Source organism: Mesorhizobium sp. WSM1293 (genome assembly GCF_000513875.1).
Lineage (GTDB): Bacteria > Pseudomonadota > Alphaproteobacteria > Rhizobiales > Rhizobiaceae > Mesorhizobium > Mesorhizobium ciceri.
In genome coordinates this window covers 99,167-119,482 of record NZ_AZUV01000012.1, presented here as the reverse complement: position 1 = coordinate 119,482, position 20,316 = coordinate 99,167, and the positions used below count along the sequence as shown (strand labels likewise).

Genomic DNA, 20,316 nt, shown 5'->3' with positions numbered 1-20,316 from the left:
TCCGCTCTGACGCCGGTCGCTGTGACGCGGCTGATATAATCTAATCGATTTAAATTTTCCAGTGCCATGGTGTCACATCTGGGTGTATGCGCCTGCCCCTTGACAGTCCGATGACCCGGAGGCTTGTCGACAGGCGCGGCACCGGAAGCCTTCGCAGTTGCAGCATAGAGCGGGATCGACGCGAAAGCCAAAGGAGAAATCGGCGATGGCCGCACATCTTTCGAGCAATCCGGCCAGAAGCCACGGGTTCGCGCGGATGTGCGCTATCGGCGCGCCGGTTGATCGTCATCAATCATGAGCGGGAAAAACATGCGTCTGGAAAACAAGGTTGCCGTCATCACCGGTGCTGCGTCCGGTTTTGGCGAGGGCATCGCCAGGCGCTTTGCGCAGGAGGGTGCCAGGGTCGTTGTCGCCGATCTCAACGCCAGGGGCGCTGAGCGCGTCGCCGGCGAGATCGGCGAAGCGGCGATCTGGACCCAGACCGATGTCTCGCTGCGCTCCGAATTCGACGAGATGATCTATGCCGCCAAAAGCGCATTCGGCCGCATCGACATCATGGTCAACAATGCCGGCTACACCCATCGCAACGGCGACATGCTCAATGTCGACGAGGAGACCTTCGACCTGATAACCGCCGTCAACATGAAGGCGATCTATCACGCGGCACTCGCCGTGGTGCCGATCATGGAGCGGCAGGGCGGCGGCGTCATCCTGACCACGGCCTCCACCGCGGGTCTGCGGCCGCGCCCCGGCCTCACCTGGTACAATGCGTCGAAAGGCTGGGCGATCACCGCCACCAAATCGATGGCGGTGGAACTGGCGCCGAAGAACATCCGCGTCAACTGCCTCTGCCCGGTTGCCGGCGAGACCGGCATGCTGGAGAAATTCATGGGCGCCGACACACCCGAGATCCGCGAGAAGTTCCGCGCATCGATCCCGCTCGGCCGGCTTTCGACACCGCTAGACATCGCCAACGCCGCACTCTGGCTGGCTTCGGACGAAGCCGCCTTCATCACCGGCGTGGCGCTGGAGGTCGACGGCGGCCGCTGCATCTGAACGCCTGGTGCATGTCGTCCAAAAGCGCACAGCGGTCTTGGAGCGACGGCATGCATCGGAACGGGAGACGGACCTGTCGTTGAGCGGTAGACGTCAGGCGCCGGTCTTGATGTAGCTCTTGTAGATCCAGCCGGTCTTGCCGTTGTAGGTGATCTGGCACCATTTCTTGCAGCTCATCACCTGCACCGAGGTTTTGGCTGGCACCGTACCGATGGCGGCGGCATTTTTCTTCGGGCCGCTTCGCATGGTCACGGCCCTCAGGATGCGTCCTGTTCCGGCGGCTGCGGCTTTCCTTGGCTTCGCCTTGGCCTGGCTGTCATCACCTTCTGCCGCTGGCTCTTGAGCCGGCACTTGCGGTTGCACCTCGGGAATGGCGGCGGTTTGTGCGCCGTCGGGATGGTTGCCCGCGGTTGCGCCGGGCGCGGCTACCTTGGCAAGTTCGGTGGCGGCATCGGTATCGGCTGCCGGCTGCGCGAATGCCGCCGTTTGCTTGTCGGGTGCCTTGTCCGCCACCTGGCTGGGAGCAGTCGAATCGGACGCGGATGCGGCCTTCAGCTGGGAACCGGTCCAGCGCGGGTCATTGGCGGCGAGTGCGGGAATGTTGTCTTGCGCGGCCGCCACAGTTGTTGGAATTGCGTCGGACTTGCGCGCCTGCGGTACGGCTGCCGCAGCGACCGCGGCCCCAACCGGGGTTATTTTCGTCGTCTTCACCGGAACCGTTGGAATGGTCTGTTCGGGGCTCGCTGCCGCTTGCCTGTCGCTGGCCGGCAGCGCCAGCCACAGCGCCACGGCGGCGACGCCAAGCAGTGCGGCGGTGCCGATCGCGGCGATCACCAGATGCGAGTTCGAACGGACTTCCTGCCAGAAGGACGGCCGCATGTCGTATCCGAACTGCATGGCAAAGCGCCGACGTTCCGGCGTACCGAAACTGAAGGGCTCTCTCACTCTTGCCACCTCCATAAGCGGGCCGACGTTCTTTCGATCGGTGCCGGAAGTCCGGCGTCTGATCCGCATCGGTCCCAAAAACAACGCGGGCAGGCCCGCAACAATCCCCGAACAATCGCCCAGAACCGGCAGCTTTCGCCTGCGATTGTGGCATCAGTACGCCAACATAGGGGATTCTGCGCCTTTGCGGGAAATTGCGCAATGCGTCGCACGGGCAACAAATGTTACAACAAATATTACAATATTACATCAGGCCGGCCGGCTAGATCCTGTCGCGCAGCGCAAACCAGTTGAGCGCCAGGAACAGCAGCGGCGTACGGAAACGCCGGCCGCCAGGGAAAGGCGGGATTTTCAGATCCTCGATCAGCTTCAGCCGGTCGCGGTTGCCGGCAACGGTTTCGGCATAGAGTTTACCGAAGTAGTTCGACAGCATGACACCGTGGCCGGAATAGCCGCCGGCCGAGATCACATTGGGCATCACTTCGCGCACGAAAGGCTTTCTTGGCACCGTGATGCCGACATAGCCGCCCCAGCCATGCGTGATCTCGACATCCCCGAGCGCCGGATAGAGTTCCGCGATCTGGCGGCGGATGTGGATGTGGATATCCCGGGGATCGTTGACGCCATAGACCTCGCGTCCGCCAAACAGCAGCCGTCCGTCCTTCGACCTGCGGAAATAGCGCACGACGAAGCGGGAATCGTCGACCGCCTCGCCGCCCGGCAAAACGTTCGAGTCCGCTCCCAGAGGCACCGTCGCGCCGATGAACGAACCGATCGGCATGACGTGCGCGGCACTCACCGGCTCGAGCGTGCCGCCATAGGCGTTGACCGCGATCAGGCATTTCTGCGCCGTCACCGTGCCTCTCGGTGTCGAAACCTTGACCTTGCCGCCACTGGACATGATGCCGGTTGATTGAGTCCCCTCGAACAGCTGCGCGCCTGCAAGCGCTGCCACCCGCGCCGTGCCGATCACCAGCTTCATCGGATGGATGTGCCCTGTGCCGGTGTCGCGCGTGCCGCCGAGATAGGCGGTCGAGCCCAGCCGCTCCGCCGTCTCCCTGGCATCCATGAACGAGATATGCGGGTAGGAAAAACGGCTCGCCATGATCTCGGCATGCGCCTTGTAGTCATCGACATAGCGCGGCTTGTGCGCCACCGAGAGCTGGCCCGGCATATAGTCGATATCGATCTGGTTGGCGGCAGTGAATTCGAGGAGATGCGCCTTCGCCTCTTCGGCAAGATCAAACAGAGCCTTGGCGCGGGACAAGCCGTACTCGGCCTCCAGGTCCTCGGCCCAGGCGCGCTGGCCGGTGCCAAGTTGGCCACCATTGCGCCCGGAGGCGCCATCACCGAAGCGATACGCCTCGATCAAAACGACATTGGCGCCCGCCTTGGCCAGATGCGCTGCCGCCGACAGGCCGCTAAAGCCGCCGCCGATGACAACGACGTCGCATGTCCGGTCGCCATCCAGCGCCGGGTATTCAGGCCGCGGGCCGGCCGTGTCCTCATACCAGGAACGGCCGGGGGAGATCGGGGATTGGTAGGGCATGATGCTCGCAGGGAGTAGGGGAGTAGGGGAGTAGGGGAGTAGGGGAGGCTATTCGGCTGCAAGTTTACGGATGAGAAGTCGAAGAAGCTTTCCCACACTTTCGGTACTCGCCAACAATGGGCCGGACGTCGCTTTCGGCGCGATGCCAATACGTTCAGCAATCAGAAGCTGAGTTTCCAGTTCCTTCAATGATCCTTGGGCAATACGGAGAAATTGCAGATAGGAGCCTCGAATTTCCCTGCCATACCCCTCGGCTATGTTCGCCGGCACCGACGTTGCAGAGCGCCGCACTTGGCTGGTCAGTCCATAAAGTTCTTCTTTGGGCCAGGATTTCGTAGCACCGTAGACCGCCACCGCAAGATCCATCGCCTGCTCCCAAACCAGCAAGTCCTTGTAGGACCCTGTTTTTTCGGTCATCCGTCCCTACTCCCCTACTCCCCTACTCCCCTACTCCCCTACTCCCCTACTCCCCTACTCCCCTACACATTCAGCAACAAATACTCCCGCTCCCACGGACTGATCACTTCCATGAAGGTCTCGAATTCCGCGCGCTTGATCGCCGCATAGGTCGCGGCGAACGACTTGCCCAGATGCGCGCAGAGTTCCTCGTCGCCCTCGAACAGGTCGACGGCTTCGAGCAGGCCGCGCGGCAGGTCGATCTCGTCGGCATTGGCCGTTGTCAGGACCGGGGGCTCGGCCTTGATCTTGTTGGTGATGCCGATCAGCCCGCAGGCAAGCGATGCCGCCAGCGCCAGATAGGGATTGGCATCGGAGGACGGGATGCGGTTTTCGACGCGCCGTGCCGCCGGATCCGAGCGCGGCACGCGAAACGCCGTGGTGCGGTTGTCATAGCCCCATTTGTTGTTGACCGGCGCCGACGCCGCCTGTGTCAGCCGGCGGTAGGAATTGACATAGGGCGCGAACATCACCAGCGCGTTCGGCACATGCTTCTGCATGCCGCCGATAAAGTGGAAAAAATCGTCGGTTTCCGAGCCGTCAGCGGCCGAAAAGATGTTCTGTCCGGTCTTCTTGTCGATGATCGACTGATGGATGTGCATGGCGGAGCCGGGTTGCCCCTGGATCGGCTTGGCCATGAAGGTGGCGTAGATCTCGTGCTTCAGCGCCGCCTCGCGAATGGTGCGCTTGAACATGAACACCTGGTCGGCCAGTTCGATCGGGTCGCCATGGCGCAGATTGATCTCCAACTGGCCGGCACCTTCCTCGTGGATCAGCGTATCGATCTCCAGGCCCTGGCTTTCGGAGAAATGGTAGATGTCGTCGATCAGTTCGTCGAATTCGTTGACGCCGGCGATCGAATAGCCGGCGCCGCCGCCGATCGCGCGTCCCGACCGGCCAACCGGCGGGGTCAGCGGATAGTCCGGGTCGGGATTCTTGCGCACCAGGTAGAACTCGATCTCGGGCGCCACCACAGGCTTCAGGCCGAGCTTGTCATAGGCGGCCACCACACGCTTCAACACGTTGCGCGGCGTGAACTCGACCGAGCGTCCGTCCTGGTGGACGAGGTCGCAGATGACCGCTGCCGTCGGGTCTTCTTCCCAGGGCACCACCGTCAGCGTCGACAGGTCGGGCATCAGTTTGAGGTCGCCGTCGTCTTCGGGGTAGTGGAAGCCGTTGCCATCCTCGGGGTAGCCGCCGGATATCGTCGTCATGAAGACTGCCGACGGCAGCGCCAGCGAGGTGTTGGAGGTGAATTTCTTCGATGGCATCATCTTGCCACGCGCGACGCCTGCCTGATCGGGCGTGATGCACTCGATGTCCTCGATGCCGCGCCATTCCAGCCAGGCGCTGACTTCCTTCCAGTTCTTGACGCCTCGTTGGTTTTTCACGAAGGCAGGCGTGCGGGCGCGTCCTCCGCGGCTCGACGGACGGACTTCCTTTTTTGCAGGCGGCATCATTCACCAGATTGGGTTGCGGATTGTGGAGTATAGCCGTGCCCTCCTATGGAAGGGAAGGGGAGCCGCGTCGGGCATTGCCCGGTGCGGTTGAAAAACACGCCAATCGGCTTAGTTTCGGCCGTCCCAATTCCAATCGAGGCGTTCAATGCGGCGCAATGACAAACTGACGACGATCGGCTTCGACGCCGACGACACGTTGTGGCAGAACGAGCAGTTCTTCCGGCTGACGGAAAAGCGCTTTGCCGCCATGCTCGTCGACCATGGCGAAGCGGAGCACATCTCGGCACGATTGCTGGAGGCCGAAAGGCGCAACCTCGCTGTCTATGGCTTCGGCATCAAGGGATTTACCCTGTCGATGATCGAGACGGCGATCGAGGTCACGCAAGGCCGCGTGCCGGGCTCGGTCATAGCGGAGATTCTCGATGCCGGCCGCGAGATGCTGAGCCATCCGATCGAGGCCTTGCCGCACGCCCGCGAGACGGTCGAAAAGCTTGCCGGCGCATTCCGCCTCGTGCTGATCACCAAGGGCGACCTCTTCGACCAGGAGCGCAAGCTGGCTGGCTCAGGCCTTGGCGATCTGTTCGACGCGGTCGAGATCGTCAGCGACAAGAATGCTGCCACCTATAGCAGGCTCTTCAAGCGCCACGGCGATGGTCCGGCGAAAAGCATGATGGTCGGCAACTCGCTGAAGTCGGATGTGGTGCCGGCCATCGAGGCCGGCGGCTGGGGTGTTCATGTGCCGCATGAACTGACCTGGGTGCTGGAGCATGTCGAAGCGCCGGTAACCGAATCGAGGTTCCGCCAGATATCCGATCTCGGACAACTGCCCGGACTGATCGAAAGCATCATCGATCCCTGATCGCCGGGCGATCCGTGGTCGCCCGGCCTTACCTGGTTTCGATTCCGGACGGAAAAACCGCTACACACTTTCCCGCAATTGCCTCAGCGGCCGATCAGGCGATCGATCACCGGTTGCAACCGTTCGGGCGTGATCGGCTTGGCGATCACCACGTCGATGACACCAGACAGGCCCAGGCTTTCCGTGGTGCCATTCTTGGTTGACAGCAGGATTACCGGTGGCAGCGATTTGCCCGAGGCGCGGCGCAACGCGTCGATGCTGGACATCAGATTGTCGCAGTCCTTGTTGTCGGCGCCGCCGTCAAGGACAACCGCGCCGGGAATGAGCGACCGCAAGATCCTTGCCGCCGTGTCGGGAGATTCCGAAATCGGCTTGAGCCCGGATCGCTCGACGATTTTTGAAATCACCACGCGATTGATTGGCGACCTGCCGACGACAAGCACCTGCGACGGATCACGGATCGCCTCGGCGGTTGAGCCGCGGGTCACCAGATTCGGATGTCTTGGAGTCTCGCCTTCGCGATTCACCGGGCACACAAGTCAGCCAAGAAGCTCGCCCCTATTTCAATGCAGAGTTGAATCCGGAGCGCAATTGGCGTGAGATCGCAGCCTATGTCAAGTTGAAATAAAAGTGCCCGAAATCATCGCCGGGACAGTGAATTTCAAGCAACGCTACTGTACTCGACTGTCCATACGTGCATTTCATAAAAAGAAAATTCACCTGCGCAGGGGCTGCGCAGGTGAAGGGTCGGTTGCATGAATTTCAGTCAGCCGTGGCTCTGCTGCGTGACGATCACCGGGATCAGCAGATCGCCCCAGTTGCCGTCGCCGCCGTGATGTCGTGCCGAGCGCACGAGTTCCACCGAGACGCCCGCCTCGACCGCCTTCATAACCGACTGGTTGAGGCGGTGCAGGTCGTTGGCCAGCATGCGGATCGTCGCCTGCTGGTCGACGCTCATCGTCGTCGACTGTTCCTCGGCGCGTTCCTTGACGCGGCTTATCGATGCCATTGGTTTTCTCCTTGTGTCCCAAGCCCTGTCGGGCGTTTCCTCTGAGTTTTTCTGTTCGCTATTCGGCGGCCGGTTTGAACTGCGCGTGCTCCGTCGATTCATGCATGGCGGTGGTCGACGACTGGCCGCCGGTGATCGCCATCGACACGGCGTCGAAATAGCCGGTGCCGACCTCGCGCTGATGCTTGGTCGCGGTGTAGCCATCGGCCTCGGCCGCGAACTCCGCTTCCTGCAACTCGGAATAGGCCGCCATCTGCCGCGCCTTGTAGCCGCGCGCCAATTCGAACATGCCGTAGTTGAGCTGGTGAAAGCCGGCGAGCGTGATGAACTGGAACTTGTAGCCCATGGCGCCGAGCTCCTTCTGGAACTTGGCAATCGTCGCGTCGTCGAGGTTCTTCTTCCAGTTGAACGACGGCGAGCAATTGTAGGCGAGCAGCTTGTTGGGGTGATGCTTGCGCACGCCGTCGGCGAATTTCCTGGCCTGTGCCAGGTCCGGCTTCGAGGTCTCGCACCAGATCAGATCCGCGTAAGGCGCATAGGCGATGGCGCGGGCAATGCAGGGCTCGATGCCGTTCCTGACATGATAGAAACCCTCAATCGTGCGCCCGGCGTCGTGGTCGACGAAAGGCTGGTCGCGCTCGTCGATGTCGGAGGTGAGCAGCTTGGCGGCTTCCGCATCGGTGCGCGCGACGACCAGGGTCGGCGTGCCCATCACGTCCGCCGCCAGGCGCGCGGCGTTGAGGTTGCGGATGTGCGCCGCAGTTGGGATCAGCACCTTGCCGCCGAGATGGCCGCATTTCTTTTCCGACGCCAACTGGTCCTCATAGTGGACGCCGGCGGCGCCCGCCTCGATGAAGGCTTTCATGATTTCGAAGGCGTTGAGCGGCCCGCCGAAGCCGGCTTCGGCGTCGGCAACGATCGGCGCGAACCAGGTTTCGACCGAAAGCCCATTGCCTTCGGAGGTCTCGATCTGGTCGGCGCGCTGCAGCGTCCGGTTGATGCGCTTGACCAGTTCAGGCGCCGCATTGGCCGGGTAGAGCGACTGATCCGGATACATCGCGCCAGCCGTGTTGGCGTCGGCGGCAACCTGCCAGCCCGACAGGTAGATCGCTTTCAGCCCGGCGCGCACCTGCTGCATCGCCTGATTGCCGGACATGGCGCCGAGCGCGTTGACGAAGTCCTCCTCGTGGATGAGCTTCCACAGCCGATTGGCGCCCATTTCGGCAAGGCTCTGGCGGATCTGCACCGAACCGCGCAGACGCTTCACATCCGCCGCCGAGTAGGGTCGTTCGATACCGTCGAAGCGACCTTCCGGCGCCGATGGGACGAGGTTGTAAAAATCAGTCATTGGTCACTCCGAGGAATTGCTGATCTGTGTCAAGGCGTCAATCATTTGGGGGTAGTTGGGTATGACTGGATTTACATTTTTGCGTGAAATCAGCCACAAAAAACAGATAAACTGAGAGGATATAAGAGAAAACCTGTGTTGCGTTTGACAGAAGTGCGTTGTAAATTTGTCATTATTGTAAAAGGCCCGTGCCCAGGAAATTCGTGTAAATTGCTGTAAAGGACAGTCCGTGGCTGACCAGAAGATCTTCGCCGGGCCGCGCATCCGCCGCATTCGTAACGCCAAGGGCCTGACCCAGACGGCGATGGCCGAGGGTCTCGGCATTTCGCCGTCCTACCTCAATCTGATCGAGCGCAACCAGCGGCCGCTGACGGTGCAGCTGATCCTCAGGCTGGCCTCCGTCTACAAGGTCGATCCACACGAGCTGCAGGGCGAGGCGAGGGGATCTGTCGCTGCCTTGAAGGAAGTGTTCACCGATCCCCTGCTGGTCGGCGAGTTGCCGGGTGATCAGGAACTGATCGAGCTTGCCGAGGCGGCGCCCAATGCGTCCGCGGCCGTGATAAAGCTGTTCCGCGCCTATCGCGAGCAGGCCGAGCGCCTGTCCGACCTCAACGAATTGCTGGCACGCGAGGGTCGGGCGACGGCGCTCTCCGGCGCCCGCCTGCCGATCGACGAGGTGCACGAGATTTTCGAGCGCCGGCCGAACCATTTCGCTGCCCTCGAGGAGGAGGCCGCGGCGTTCACCTCGGTGCTCGATCCCGGCGACGATCTGTTCGGCGCGCTGAAGGCCTGGCTGAAGCGCGAATATGGCATCGTGGTCAAGGTGCTGCCGGTCGCGACCATGCCGAACTGGCGCCGCCGTTACGATCGTCATTCGCAGCGCCTGTTCCTGTCCGAACGCCTGTCGCCGTTCGACCAGTTGCGCGAAGTCGCGATGGAGGCCTGCCTGATCCGCATGACGGTCGCCGTCGCCGGCGAGATCCAGGCGCTCAAGCTGAGCACCGACGAGGCGCGCCGCCTGGCCCGCTTCGAACTTGGCCGTTATGCGGCGCATGCGCTGATGATGCCCTATCAGGCCTTTCACGCGGCTGCCGTGCGCGCCCGCTATGACATCGATGTCCTGCGTTCGCGCTTCGGGGTCTCCTTCGAACAGGCGGCCAACCGGCTGACCATGCTGCAGCGGCAGGGTGCCTCGGGCGTGCCGTTTTTCATGCTGGAGGTCGACAATGCCGGCAACCGCTTCCGCAAGGCCGGCAGCCAGGGCTTTCCTCAAAGCCGCTTTGGCGGCGGCTGTCCCAAGCTGCCCGTGCATGTCGCCTTCACCCAGCCCGGCCAGGTCTTCGTCGAGGCAGTGGAAATGCCCGACGGCGCCGAGTTCCTGTGCATCGCCCGCACGCTGGAAGGGCCGCAAGGCGCATTCTCGGAACGCCCGCGCCGCACCGCGCTGCTGCTCGGTTGCGACATCGGCTTTCGTGACGACATCGTCTATGGCGCGGCATTGCCCGGTGCGGCAATCACCGCAAAGGCCGGCACCGTCGCGGCGACGCCGGTCGGGCCTGCTTGCCGGCTTTGCGAACGCGTCGGCTGCCTGGCACGGGCAGAACCGCCGGTGACGCGCCCGCTCGGCCTCGACGAGATGGTGACGGGCCTGAGTGCTTTCGATTTTCAGTGACGCCGTGTTCTTCTGAAATGGAGCAAGGTGCCACAATTGTCGGCGGCCGCTGGCTCAGTTCCGGCCTGCGCCTTTGCGTTACGCGAACAGAGCATCTTTTTGTCGTCCCTTGCGCATCGTCCCGTCCACAAGAGCCCGACAGTGGCAGCCATGATCGATACCGCATCGCCGATCGTCGCATCGCCAGCCGTCTCGCCGCGCGAGGAGCGCGTCGGCATGCTTTTGGTCTTCCTGTCGGCGCTGATGTGGAGTTTCGGCGGCGCCATCGCCCGCTTCATCACTGTCGGTGACAGCTGGACGGTCATTTTCTGGCGATCCGTGTGGGCAGCCGCCTTCCTGGTCTGCTTCATGGTTTGGCGTGACGGCTGGCGTGGCATGCTGAAGCTGTTCCGTGACATGGGGTTGCCCGGCCTTGCCGTCGGGATCTGCTTTGCCACGGCATCGACCGCCTTCGTCGTGGCGCTCGCCTCCACCACCGTCGCTAACATCCTTTTGATGCAGGCAGGCGTGCCGTTGCTGGCGGCGCTGTTTGCCTGGGCATTGTTTCGCGAAAGGGTTGGTGTCGCGACCTGGGTGGCAATCGCCGCCGTCATCACCGGCGTCGCCATCATGGTGTCGGAATCGCTCGATGGCGCCGTCTCGCCCATGGGCGATGGGCTGGCGCTGTTGATCGCGGTCATGTTTTCGGTCGCCACCGTCATCACCCGGCGGTTCTCCGGCGTGCGCATGACGCCGGCGACGTGCCTCGGCACCATGCTCGCGGCCGGCTTTGCCGTCTCGCAGGCATCGACCCTCGCCGTATCTGGCAGTGACATGGGCTTTCTGTTTGCCTTCGGCGTGGTCAATCTCGGCCTCGGCCTGGCCTTCTTCGCCACCGGCGCGCGACTGATCCCGGCGGCCATCGCGGCGCTGCTCGGCACGTTCGAGCCGATCCTCGGCCCGATATGGGTCTGGCTCATTCATTCCGAGGTGCCGTCGGGGCGCACCATCATCGGCGGCGCGGTTGTGGTCACGGCGCTGCTCGTCCATATCGGGCTCGAATTCAAGCGCCAGGCAAGGCCCGAACGCGCAGGGGTCACCGGGGTGCCGTCACCTAATTGAAGCGGCCTGCAGCTTTGCCATTGACAACGTCGCTGCGGCACGGGCAGGCTGGGAATACGGCAACAACAAGACAGGCGTATCTTGCCAAGTCTCCCAGCCGGTCCGATCGGGACCGGACCATATCGTCGTATCTCTGCCCGCGCCATGGCGAAAGCCTCTGACGGTATTGGCACGCCTCCCAGGCCGCCTCAGGGGCATCCAACCATCTCATCGAACCGCCTGCATGGTCTCGGCAGTTCGCGCTTGTCGCCCCTTGGAAAGCTCAATAGTCTGAAGAAAATGCCGGTCGCGCTGATGTCGCGACGAGCCGGTGAAGGAACACTCATCAAAGGAGAATAGCATGATCCGCAAAGCGCTCTGGCTTTCGGCAACGTCGGCATTCCTGACATTTTTCACCGTCGGCGGTCACGCCGAAGATCGTGTCGTCAACGTCTTCAACTGGTCGGACTACATCGACAGTTCGATCATCGACGATTTCACCAAGGAAACCGGCATCAAGGTCGTCTATGATACCTTCGATTCCAACGAAATCCTTGAGACCAAGCTGCTTGCCGGCGGCAGCGGCTATGACGTCGTCGTGCCCAGCGGCAATTTCCTTGCGCGCCAGATCCAGGCCGGCGTGTTCCAGAAGCTCGACAAGTCGAAGCTGCCCAACATCTCCAACATGTGGAATACGGTTTCGGAACGCACTGCCAAGTACGACCCCGGCAACGAATACTCGGTCAACTACATGTGGGGCACGGTCGGCATCGGCTACAACATCAAGAAGGTGCAGGCGGCACTCGGCACCGACAAGATCGACAGCTGGGATGTCTTCTTCAACCCCGACAGCCTGGCCAAACTGAAGGACTGCGGCGTCTACGTGCTGGACTCGCCGGCCGACATCATTCCGGCTGCACTGAAATATCTCGGCCTCGACCCGAACAGCACATCGCCCGACGATATCGCCAAGGCCGAGGAGACCTTGCTCAAGGTCCGACCTTATATCAGGAAGTTCCATTCCTCCGAATACATCAACGCGCTCGCCAACGGCGATATCTGCCTGGCCGTCGGCTGGTCGGGTGACGTGTTCCAGGCCCGCAACCGCGCGGTCGAGGCCAAGCAGGGCGTCGAGATCGGCTATTCCGTGCCGAAGGAGGGTGCGCAGATGTGGTTCGACCAGATGGCGATCCCTGCCGACGCGCCGCATGTCGCGGAGGCGCTCGAGTTCATCAACTACATGATGAAGCCGGAAGTTATCGCCAAGTCGTCGAACTACGTGCTCTACGCAAACGGCAACAAGGCTTCGCAGCAATTCGTCGACAAGGCACTGTTGGAGGATCCCTCGGTTTATCCCGATGCCGAGACCATAAAGAAGCTCTACACCGTCTCGCCATACGATCCCAAGACACAGCGCGTCATCACGCGCACCTGGACCAAGATCGTCACCGGCCAGTAAGCAATCCGACACGGTCCCGGCAGTCACCTGCCGGGACCGTTTTTACCTGGGGCAAGAAGCAAGAAAATCAGGACGGAGTGGGACATGAAATCGCTTGGCAGCATCCGCAGGGATTTTGCACCGTGGAACGACCCGAACGCCAAGCCGTACATCCAGTTCGACAACGTCACCAAGAAGTTCGGTGACTTCACCGCCGTCAACAATCTGTCTCTGACCATCTTCGAGCGCGAGTTCTTCGCGCTGCTCGGTGCTTCCGGTTGCGGAAAGTCGACGCTGCTCAGAATGCTCGCCGGCTTCGAGGAGCCGACAGCCGGCCGCATTCTGCTCGATGGCCAGGATCTGCGCGGCATCCCGCCCTACCGGCGGCCGGTCAACATGATGTTCCAGTCCTATGCGCTGTTCCCGCATATGACGGTCGAGAACAACATCGCCTTCGGCCTCAAGCAGGACGGCATGCCGAAGCCCGAAATCGCATCGCGCGTTGCCGAGATGCTGAAGCTGGTCAAGCTTGAGCAGTTCGCCAAGCGCAAGCCGCATCAACTGTCCGGCGGCCAGCGCCAGCGCGTCGCGCTCGCCCGCTCGGTCGCCAAGCGGCCGAAGGTGCTGCTGCTCGACGAGCCGCTCGGCGCGTTGGACAAGAAGCTGCGCGAAGAGACGCAGTTCGAACTGATGGACCTGCAGCAGAATCTCGGCCTGACCTTCGTCGTCGTCACCCACGACCAGGAAGAGGCGATGACCATGGCCGATCGCATCGCCATCATCGACAAGGGCGAGGTGATGCAGGTGGCAACGCCGGCCGAAGTTTACGAGGCGCCGGGATCGCGTTTCGTCGCTGGCTTCGTCGGCAACGTGAATATGTTCGAGGGCAAGATCGCGCGTGGCGAGGCGGGCAGCGCCAGCATAGACGCCGGCAACGGCATCACCATCCGCACCGACAATGCCGGCACCGCCGGGGCCGGGACGGCCGTCACCTTCGCCATCAGGCCCGAAAAGATCAAGGTGTCGTCGAAGAAGCCGGCCGAGGCCGTCAACGCCATCGAGGGCGAGGTCTACGATATCGCCTATCTCGGCGACATGACCGTCTATCATGTCAGGCTGGACGACGGCCAGGTGGTGCGCGCCAGCACCATGAACGCGGCCCGCATCACCGAGGATCCGTTGAGCTGGAACGACCGCGCCTGGGTTTCCTTCCGGCCCGACGCCGGCGTCGTGCTGACGCGGTAGGGGGCGACCATGTCGAGCGCCGCCGTCACCACCTCAACAGCCTCGCCGGCATCCAATGCCGGCAAATCCATCCTTGCCAGGCTGGGTGCTGCCTTCGTTGGCCGACTGGTCATCATCATCCCGTATGTCTGGCTGCTGTTCTTCTTCCTCATTCCGTTCGTCATCGTCTTCAAGATTTCGCTGTCGCAGACGGCGATCGCCATCCCGCCCTATACGCCGGCGCTCGATTTCAGCGGCGGCATTTCCGGGTTCCTGGCTCAGCTGAAACAGCTCAGCCTCGACAATTACACCTGGCTGACGCAGGACGCGCTCTACTTCAACGCCTATGTGACCAGCGTCATCATCGCCGCGGTCTCGACGGTCCTGACATTGCTCGTCGGCTACCCCATCGCCTACGGCATGGCGCGCGCGCCGGCGACGATCCGCCCGACCTTGCTGATGCTGGTGATCCTGCCATTCTGGACCTCGTTCCTGATCCGCGTCTACGCCTGGATCGGCATCCTCAAGCCCGAGGGGCTGCTCAATCAGCTGCTGCTCGCCACCGGCATCATCCACCAGCCGCTGATCATCCTCAACACCTATACGGCGATTTTCATCGGCATCGTCTATTCCTACCTGCCGTTCATGGTGCTGCCGCTCTATTCCGCTCTCGAGAAGATGGACTATTCGCTGATCGAGGCGGCCAAGGACCTCGGTTGCCCGCCGATCAGCGCGTTCTGGAAGATCACCTTCCCGCTGTCGCTGCCCGGGGTCATCGCCGGCTGTCTGCTGGTGTTCATTCCGGCCGTCGGCGAATTCGTCATTCCCGATCTGCTCGGCGGATCGCAGACGCTGATGATCGGCAAGACGCTGTGGAACGAGTTCTTCGCCAATCGCGACTGGCCGGTGTCGTCGGCCGTCGCCGTCATCCTGCTGTTGCTGCTGATCGTGCCGATCATGCTGTTCCAGCGGGCTCAGGCGCGCGCTCAGGAAATGGACAGGTGACCTCATGAACGCCACCTGGAGCCGCTTCAACATCACCTCGATCGTGCTTGGCTTTGCCTTTCTCTACCTGCCGATCGTGCTGCTCATCGTCTTCTCGTTCAACGAATCGAAACTGGTCACGGTCTGGGGCGGTTTCTCGACCAAATGGTACGTCTCGCTGTTCCACAACCAGGGTCTCATGGACGCGACCTGGGTGACGGCGCGTGTTGGCCTGATCTCGGCCACGGTTGCGACGGTGCTGGGCACCCTGGCGGCACTCACCTTGACCCGCTACACGCGCTTCAAGGGCAGGGTGCTGTTTTCCGGCATGGTCTTTGCGCCGCTGGTCATGCCGGAAGTCATCACCGGCCTGTCGCTGCTGCTGCTCTTCGTCGCCGTCGGGCTCGACCGCGGCTTCCTCACCGTGACGCTCGCCCACATCACGCTGACCATGTGCTTCGTCGCCGTGGTCGTGCAGTCGCGGCTCATGACTTTCGACCGCTCGCTGGAAGAAGCCGCGATGGATCTTGGCGCAACGCCGGTGAAGACCTTCTTCCAGATCACATTGCCGGTCATCATGCCGGCGATCGTCTCCGGCTGGATGCTGGCTTTCACGCTTTCGCTCGACGATCTGGTCATCGCCAGCTTCACCTCGGGGCCGGGCGCGACGACGCTGCCGATGAAGATCTACAGCCAGGTTCGCCTCGGCGTGACGCCGGAAATCAACGCCGCCTGCACCATCCTGATCGCCGTCGTGGCGATCGGCGTCATCATCGCCTCGCTTGCCAACAAGCGGCGTGAGGTGCAGCGCCAGCTCGACGAGCAGGCCGCGCAACGCGGCTGAAGACGAAAACGCGACCGCTTATTCCCCCGAAACGCCGCGGCTGATCGGGGAAATGAACGGCGTGCTCCAGGTTCCGCCGACGAAGAACGATGACTGGTTGGGACCTTGCTGGCCGTTGGCCTGCATTGCCGCCTGGTCAGGCTGAATGACGCCGCCGGACAAGGCCAGACCGCGTCCGGCGTAGGACGCGATGCCGGACAGCCAGATCTTGTACTTCGCTGAATTGGCCTCGGCCTTGTCGATTCGCGCCACGCCCTTCGAAATGGTGGCCTTGATCTCGGCACCGTCGATCGGCAATGTTCCGTCGGAGACATCGTCGAGCGCGAAGAAGCCGCCCTGTTCGGTATGTTTGAGGAAGGCCGGCAGGTTGAGCTTGCTCAACGCACCCGGCCCGAAGGTCGCCGAGACCGAGCCGTCGGCATTGTCGAAGATGGAATCCCAGGTTCTGCCCGGCCCCTTGAGGATCACCGAGACGGTGCCCGTGCCGACCGGCACCAGCCGCGTCATCCCCGCCGCCGTGCCGAAAGCACCGCCGTCGATGTCGGACGCCAGAAGGCGGATTTCGACCTGCGAGCCTTCCGGCTTGCGATCGAAGCGAAGGCTGGTCTGGATGTTGCCGCCGAAGGCCGAGGCATCGGAGATGTCGAAGACGGACAGACCATCCTTGACCTGGGCCGTGGCGGCGACGTCGGCGAGCTGGATCGGCCCCGCCGTGGCGTGCGCCGCCGACAGCCTGAGATCGAGATTGATCTTGTCGGCGAAACTTGTGTCGATTTCGCCAGGCCCCGCCCCTCCGGTCGGCACCAGCGGGGTGAAGGCCGACAGAAACGATCTGAGGTCGAGCGTGTCGAAGGCGAGCGTGCCGGAGATCACCGGTTGTGCTTCACCAAGCGAGAGGTCCAGCGCACCCATCCCCGGATTGTTGTCGAGTGCAATCGCCGTGTTGTCGAACTTGACGCGCCCGCCGGTCGCGGTGATCTTGCTCGAAATGCTGACCGAGCCGATCGCCGCACCCGGAGCGATGCCGGCCTGCGACCATTCCAGGACACGCCGCAGCGAGGGTGCCGAGAACTTCGCTTGACCGTCGAAATAGGTATTTTCAGACATGCTGGCCGTGCCGTCGAACGAGAAGGTGGCGGGCGCCGCCTTGAAGGACAGTGTCAGCGGCGCCGTGCCGCCGGCAAACAGCACAAGCGGTTTGGCCGAGGCGACGTCCAGCGCGACGCTTTCGCCCCGCCAGATGCCGGTTGCCGACAGCGTCGCATTGCTGTTCATCGCCGCCCAATTTGCCTGACCGTTCAAACTGCTCAGGATCTCGACGTCCTTGCCGCCGATGGAGGCTACCATGCGGCCGTCGCGAAACTCGACCGTGCCGAAGGTGTCGGTAGGCAGCTTGTCGAGGTCCGGTTTGGCGGGGTCGGCGTTGACCAGGCCGCGCGCCGTGTCGATGGAGCGCGTGATGCGCCCGCCGGTCGGGACAGCGGGCAGGAAAAGGCCGGCAGGCGTGCGCTGGACCCGGATCGTCGGCCGCACCAGCCGCGCCGTCGAAAACACCACGTCGCCGCGCAAGGCCGCCATGGCGGAAAGGTCGACCTCGACCCGTTCTGCCTCGACCACCGGCGGCGCCTCGGTGTCGGTCCATTGTGACAGCGTCACATCGGTCAGGATGGCGCGGAATGTCGGCCAGACCTCGATACGCGGCGAACCGTCGATGGCGACACGGAAGCCGCTCCACGCACTCATTTCCCAGGCGATGCGGTCGCGCACGATACGGGTGGAGGCAATCAGCGGCAGGGCGGCAACGACCAGCGCGACGACGATCACGGCAGCGCCGATCGCCCATATTCCGCGCCGGATCATAGATGATGGCATATGGCCCCGTATGCTTCCATTCCGACAATCGCCCGACGGGTGTAACCCCAGGTGTCACCACGACCCCGATCGTCACCACGACCCCGGTCGTGACCAGGACTTCCGGCCGTCACTACGACTTCAAGTTGTCACTACGACTTAGGGCTGAGGCATTTCAAGTCTTTATGGCCCGGCGATGGCATTTGCGCACATCTGGTCGCATCAGCCGAACAAAATCTTGCTCTGCTGCGCTGCGATATGCATAAGCGATGGCGACCGTGGAGGAACGATCATGGCTGCCGAACAACCGCTCTGGACCCCGACGCAAGACCAGATTGACGCAGCACCCTTGACCGCCTTCACCAAAGCCGCCGGAGTCAAAGCCGGCGTAGCGTTTTCCTCGTATTCGCAGCTTCACGCCTGGTCGGTCGAGGACCGTGAAGGGTTCTGGAGCCTGGTCTGGGATTTCTGCGGCATCGTCGGCGACAAGGGCGACAAGCTGCTCGTCGACGGCGACAAGATGCCCGGCGCTTCTTTCTTTCCCGATGCGACACTGAATTTCGCCGGGAATCTGCTGAAGAAGACCGGCTCAGGCGACGCAATCGTGTTTCGCGGCGAAGACAAGGTCGAGCGCCGGCTGTCCTGGAACGAGTTGCACGCGCTGACCTCGCGGCTGCAGCAGCTTTTCCTGTCGCTCAAGGTGAAGAGGGGCGACCGCATTGCCGCCATGATGCCCAACATGCCGGAGACCGTCGCCGCCATGCTGGCCGCCGCCTCGATCGGCGCCGTCTGGTCGTCCTGCTCTCCCGATTTCGGCGAGCAGGGCGTGCTCGACAGGTTCGGCCAGATCGAGCCCGTCGTCTTCATCGCGCCGGATGGCTATTGGTACAATGGCAAGGCGATCGAAGTCGCCGACAAGATCGCCGCGGTCGCGGCCAAGCTCGGCACTCTCCACAAGATCCTGATCGTCGACTATCTCGGCACATCGAGCGATGTTGCCGGGACTATCGACAAGGCGGTAGCGCTGGAAGAGGCGCTGTCGCCCTTCGCCGACAAGCCCGTCGCCTTCGAGCCGCTGCCGTTTTCGCATCCGCTTTACATCCTGTTTTCGTCGGGAACGACCGGCATTCCCAAATGCATCGTCCATTCGGCCGGCGGCACGCTGATCCAGCATGTCAAGGAACACCGGCTGCATGCCGGTCTCACCGACGGCGACCGCTTTTTCTACTTCACCACCTGCGGCTGGATGATGTGGAACTGGCTGGTGTCGGGTCTCGCTTCGGGTGCGACGCTGCTGCTCTATGACGGTTCGCCCTTCTACCCCGACGGCAATGTGCTGTTCGATTTCGCCGATGCCGAGAAGATGACTTTCCTCGGCACCTCGGCCAAGTTCATCGATTCCGTGCGCAAGGCCGGCCTCAAGCCGATCCGCACGCATGATCTGTCCACTGTGCGGGCAATCTCCTCCACCGGCTCGCCGCTGTCGCCGGAAGATTTCCGCTTCGTCTATGACGGCATCAAGAAGGACGTACATCTGGCCTCGGTCTCCGGCGGCACCGACATCGTCTCCTGCTTCGTGCTCGGCGTGCCGACGCAGCCGGTCTGGACCGGCGAGATCCAGGGACCCGGCCTCGGCCTGGCGGTCGATGTCTGGGACGACGACGGCAGGCCGGTCCGGCAGGAAAAGGGCGAGTTGGTCTGCGCAAAAGCCTTTCCGGCGATGCCGATCGGCTTCTGGAACGACCCCGATGGCAAGAAGTACCGGGCGGCCTATTTCGAGCGCTTCGACAATGTCTGGTGTCATGGAGATTTCGCCGAATGGACCGAGCATGGCGGCCTCATCATCCATGGCCGCTCCGACGCGACGCTCAACCCGGGCGGGGTGAGGATCGGCACGGCGGAGATCTACAATCAGGTCGAGCAGATGCCTGAGATCCTGGAAGCATTGTGCATCGGGCAGGACTTCGACAACGACGTGCGCGTCATCCTGTTCGTGCGCCTGGCCGCCGGCGTGCAGCTCGACGAGGATCTGGAAAAACGCATACGGGCAAAAATCCGTAGCGGCGCGAGCCCGCGTCACGTGCCGGCAAGGATCGTCGCCGTCACCGACATCCCACGCACCAAGTCGGGCAAGATCACCGAGCTTGCGGTGCGCGACGTGGTGCATGGCCGCGCCATCAAGAACAAGGAGGCGCTCGCCAATCCAGAGGCGCTTGAGCTGTTCAAGAACCTGCCGCAATTGGCCGAGTAGCTGCTAATGCATGTCGCTCAAAAGTGGCCCGGTTTTGAGACAACGACATGCATGAAAAAAGACGTTCCGGCATGGTTAACGAAATATCTCGCTAGAATTTACCTAGATTTCATGAGTGGTACACATTCGTAAATTTTCCGGCGCCCCGGTAAGGAGTTGTTAAGGTCCGGCGTCGATAGTCGCAGGTAACTTGAGGGAGAAATCCCGTTCCTCAGCCCCGAGGATCCGAATTCGCTCAAGCCCCCGTTGTGACAGCAATCCCATCTCTTAAGGCGCCTTTGGGCGCCTTT

At 62.4% G+C, this 20,316-nt stretch carries 17 protein-coding genes; 9 read left to right on the top strand and 8 right to left on the bottom strand.

Features of this window, described 5'->3' with window-relative positions:
- Positions 1-309: 309 nt before the first annotated feature.
- Positions 310-1,056: an SDR family oxidoreductase gene (locus M729_RS0116930; protein ID WP_027162287.1), complete on the top strand. Its 747-nt coding sequence runs from the start codon at positions 310-312 to the stop codon at positions 1,054-1,056.
- Positions 1,057-1,149: 93 nt separating this feature from the next.
- Here the strand turns inward: M729_RS0116930 and M729_RS0116925 are convergent, their stop codons facing one another.
- From M729_RS0116925 to M729_RS0116910, 4 genes are all read right to left on the bottom strand, one after another.
- Entirely contained in the window at positions 1,150-2,001 is an 852-nt protein-coding gene (locus tag M729_RS0116925; protein WP_027162286.1) for an SH3 domain-containing protein, read from the bottom strand.
- 262 nt (positions 2,002-2,263) lie between these two features.
- On the bottom strand, positions 2,264-3,550 hold the full coding sequence (locus tag M729_RS0116920) for an FAD-binding oxidoreductase (protein WP_027162285.1): 1,287 nt from the start codon (positions 3,548-3,550) through the stop codon (positions 2,264-2,266).
- Between the two features lie 48 nt (positions 3,551-3,598).
- Positions 3,599-3,967 carry a four helix bundle protein gene (locus M729_RS0116915; protein ID WP_013530241.1) on the bottom strand — a complete coding sequence of 123 codons (369 nt, stop codon included), beginning with the start codon at positions 3,965-3,967 and terminating at the stop codon, positions 3,599-3,601.
- 62 nt (positions 3,968-4,029) lie between these two features.
- Positions 4,030-5,466, bottom strand: coding sequence for a glutamine synthetase family protein (locus M729_RS0116910; protein ID WP_027035719.1), 1,437 nt, complete (start codon positions 5,464-5,466; stop codon positions 4,030-4,032).
- A 145-nt stretch (positions 5,467-5,611) separates the two neighbouring features.
- Here M729_RS0116910 and M729_RS0116905 point away from each other — a divergent pair, with 145 nt between their 5' ends.
- Complete coding sequence (locus M729_RS0116905) at positions 5,612-6,325, top strand: HAD family hydrolase (protein ID WP_013530243.1); 714 nt, start codon at positions 5,612-5,614, stop codon at positions 6,323-6,325.
- Positions 6,326-6,408: 83 nt separating this feature from the next.
- Here M729_RS0116905 and M729_RS0116900 read toward each other — a convergent pair whose 3' ends face one another.
- The 3 genes from M729_RS0116900 to aceA all read right to left on the bottom strand — a co-directional run bounded on the left by M729_RS0116900 (position 6,409) and on the right by aceA (position 8,682).
- Positions 6,409-6,813 (bottom strand): response regulator, encoded by a 405-nt coding sequence (locus M729_RS0116900; protein WP_244506851.1) that lies wholly within the window; start codon positions 6,811-6,813, stop codon positions 6,409-6,411.
- A 278-nt stretch (positions 6,814-7,091) separates the two neighbouring features.
- Entirely contained in the window at positions 7,092-7,334 is a 243-nt protein-coding gene (locus M729_RS0116895; RefSeq protein ID WP_006202762.1) for a hypothetical protein, read from the bottom strand.
- 58 nt (positions 7,335-7,392) lie between these two features.
- On the bottom strand, positions 7,393-8,682 hold the full coding sequence (aceA, locus tag M729_RS0116890; protein WP_027162283.1) for an isocitrate lyase: 1,290 nt from the start codon (positions 8,680-8,682) through the stop codon (positions 7,393-7,395).
- 229 nt (positions 8,683-8,911) lie between these two features.
- Between aceA and M729_RS0116885 the strand changes: the two genes are divergently transcribed.
- From M729_RS0116885 to M729_RS0116860, 6 genes are all read left to right on the top strand, one after another.
- A complete protein-coding gene (locus M729_RS0116885) occupies positions 8,912-10,354 on the top strand; it encodes an XRE family transcriptional regulator (protein ID WP_013530246.1) in 1,443 nt (480 codons plus the stop codon).
- Between the two features lie 150 nt (positions 10,355-10,504).
- On the top strand, positions 10,505-11,455 hold the full coding sequence (locus M729_RS0116880) for a DMT family transporter (protein ID WP_027162282.1): 951 nt from the start codon (positions 10,505-10,507) through the stop codon (positions 11,453-11,455).
- A gap of 340 nt (positions 11,456-11,795) precedes the next feature.
- Positions 11,796-12,893 carry a polyamine ABC transporter substrate-binding protein gene (locus tag M729_RS0116875; RefSeq protein ID WP_027162281.1) on the top strand — a complete coding sequence of 366 codons (1,098 nt, stop codon included), beginning with the start codon at positions 11,796-11,798 and terminating at the stop codon, positions 12,891-12,893.
- 84 nt (positions 12,894-12,977) lie between these two features.
- On the top strand, positions 12,978-14,117 hold the full coding sequence (locus M729_RS0116870; protein WP_013530249.1) for an ABC transporter ATP-binding protein: 1,140 nt from the start codon (positions 12,978-12,980) through the stop codon (positions 14,115-14,117).
- Positions 14,118-14,126: 9 nt separating this feature from the next.
- The gene (locus M729_RS0116865) at positions 14,127-15,101 is read left to right on the top strand and encodes an ABC transporter permease subunit (RefSeq protein ID WP_027162280.1); all 975 of its coding nucleotides are present in this window, start codon (positions 14,127-14,129) and stop codon (positions 15,099-15,101) included.
- A 4-nt stretch (positions 15,102-15,105) separates the two neighbouring features.
- Positions 15,106-15,924 carry an ABC transporter permease subunit gene (locus M729_RS0116860; RefSeq protein WP_013530251.1) on the top strand — a complete coding sequence of 273 codons (819 nt, stop codon included), beginning with the start codon at positions 15,106-15,108 and terminating at the stop codon, positions 15,922-15,924.
- An 18-nt stretch (positions 15,925-15,942) separates the two neighbouring features.
- Here M729_RS0116860 and M729_RS0116855 read toward each other — a convergent pair whose 3' ends face one another.
- Entirely contained in the window at positions 15,943-17,796 is a 1,854-nt protein-coding gene (locus M729_RS0116855) for an AsmA family protein (protein WP_027162279.1), read from the bottom strand.
- A 271-nt stretch (positions 17,797-18,067) separates the two neighbouring features.
- Between M729_RS0116855 and M729_RS0116850 the strand changes: the two genes are divergently transcribed.
- Complete coding sequence (locus M729_RS0116850) at positions 18,068-20,026, top strand: acetoacetate--CoA ligase (protein WP_027162278.1); 1,959 nt, start codon at positions 18,068-18,070, stop codon at positions 20,024-20,026.
- Positions 20,027-20,316: the final 290 nt, after the last annotated feature.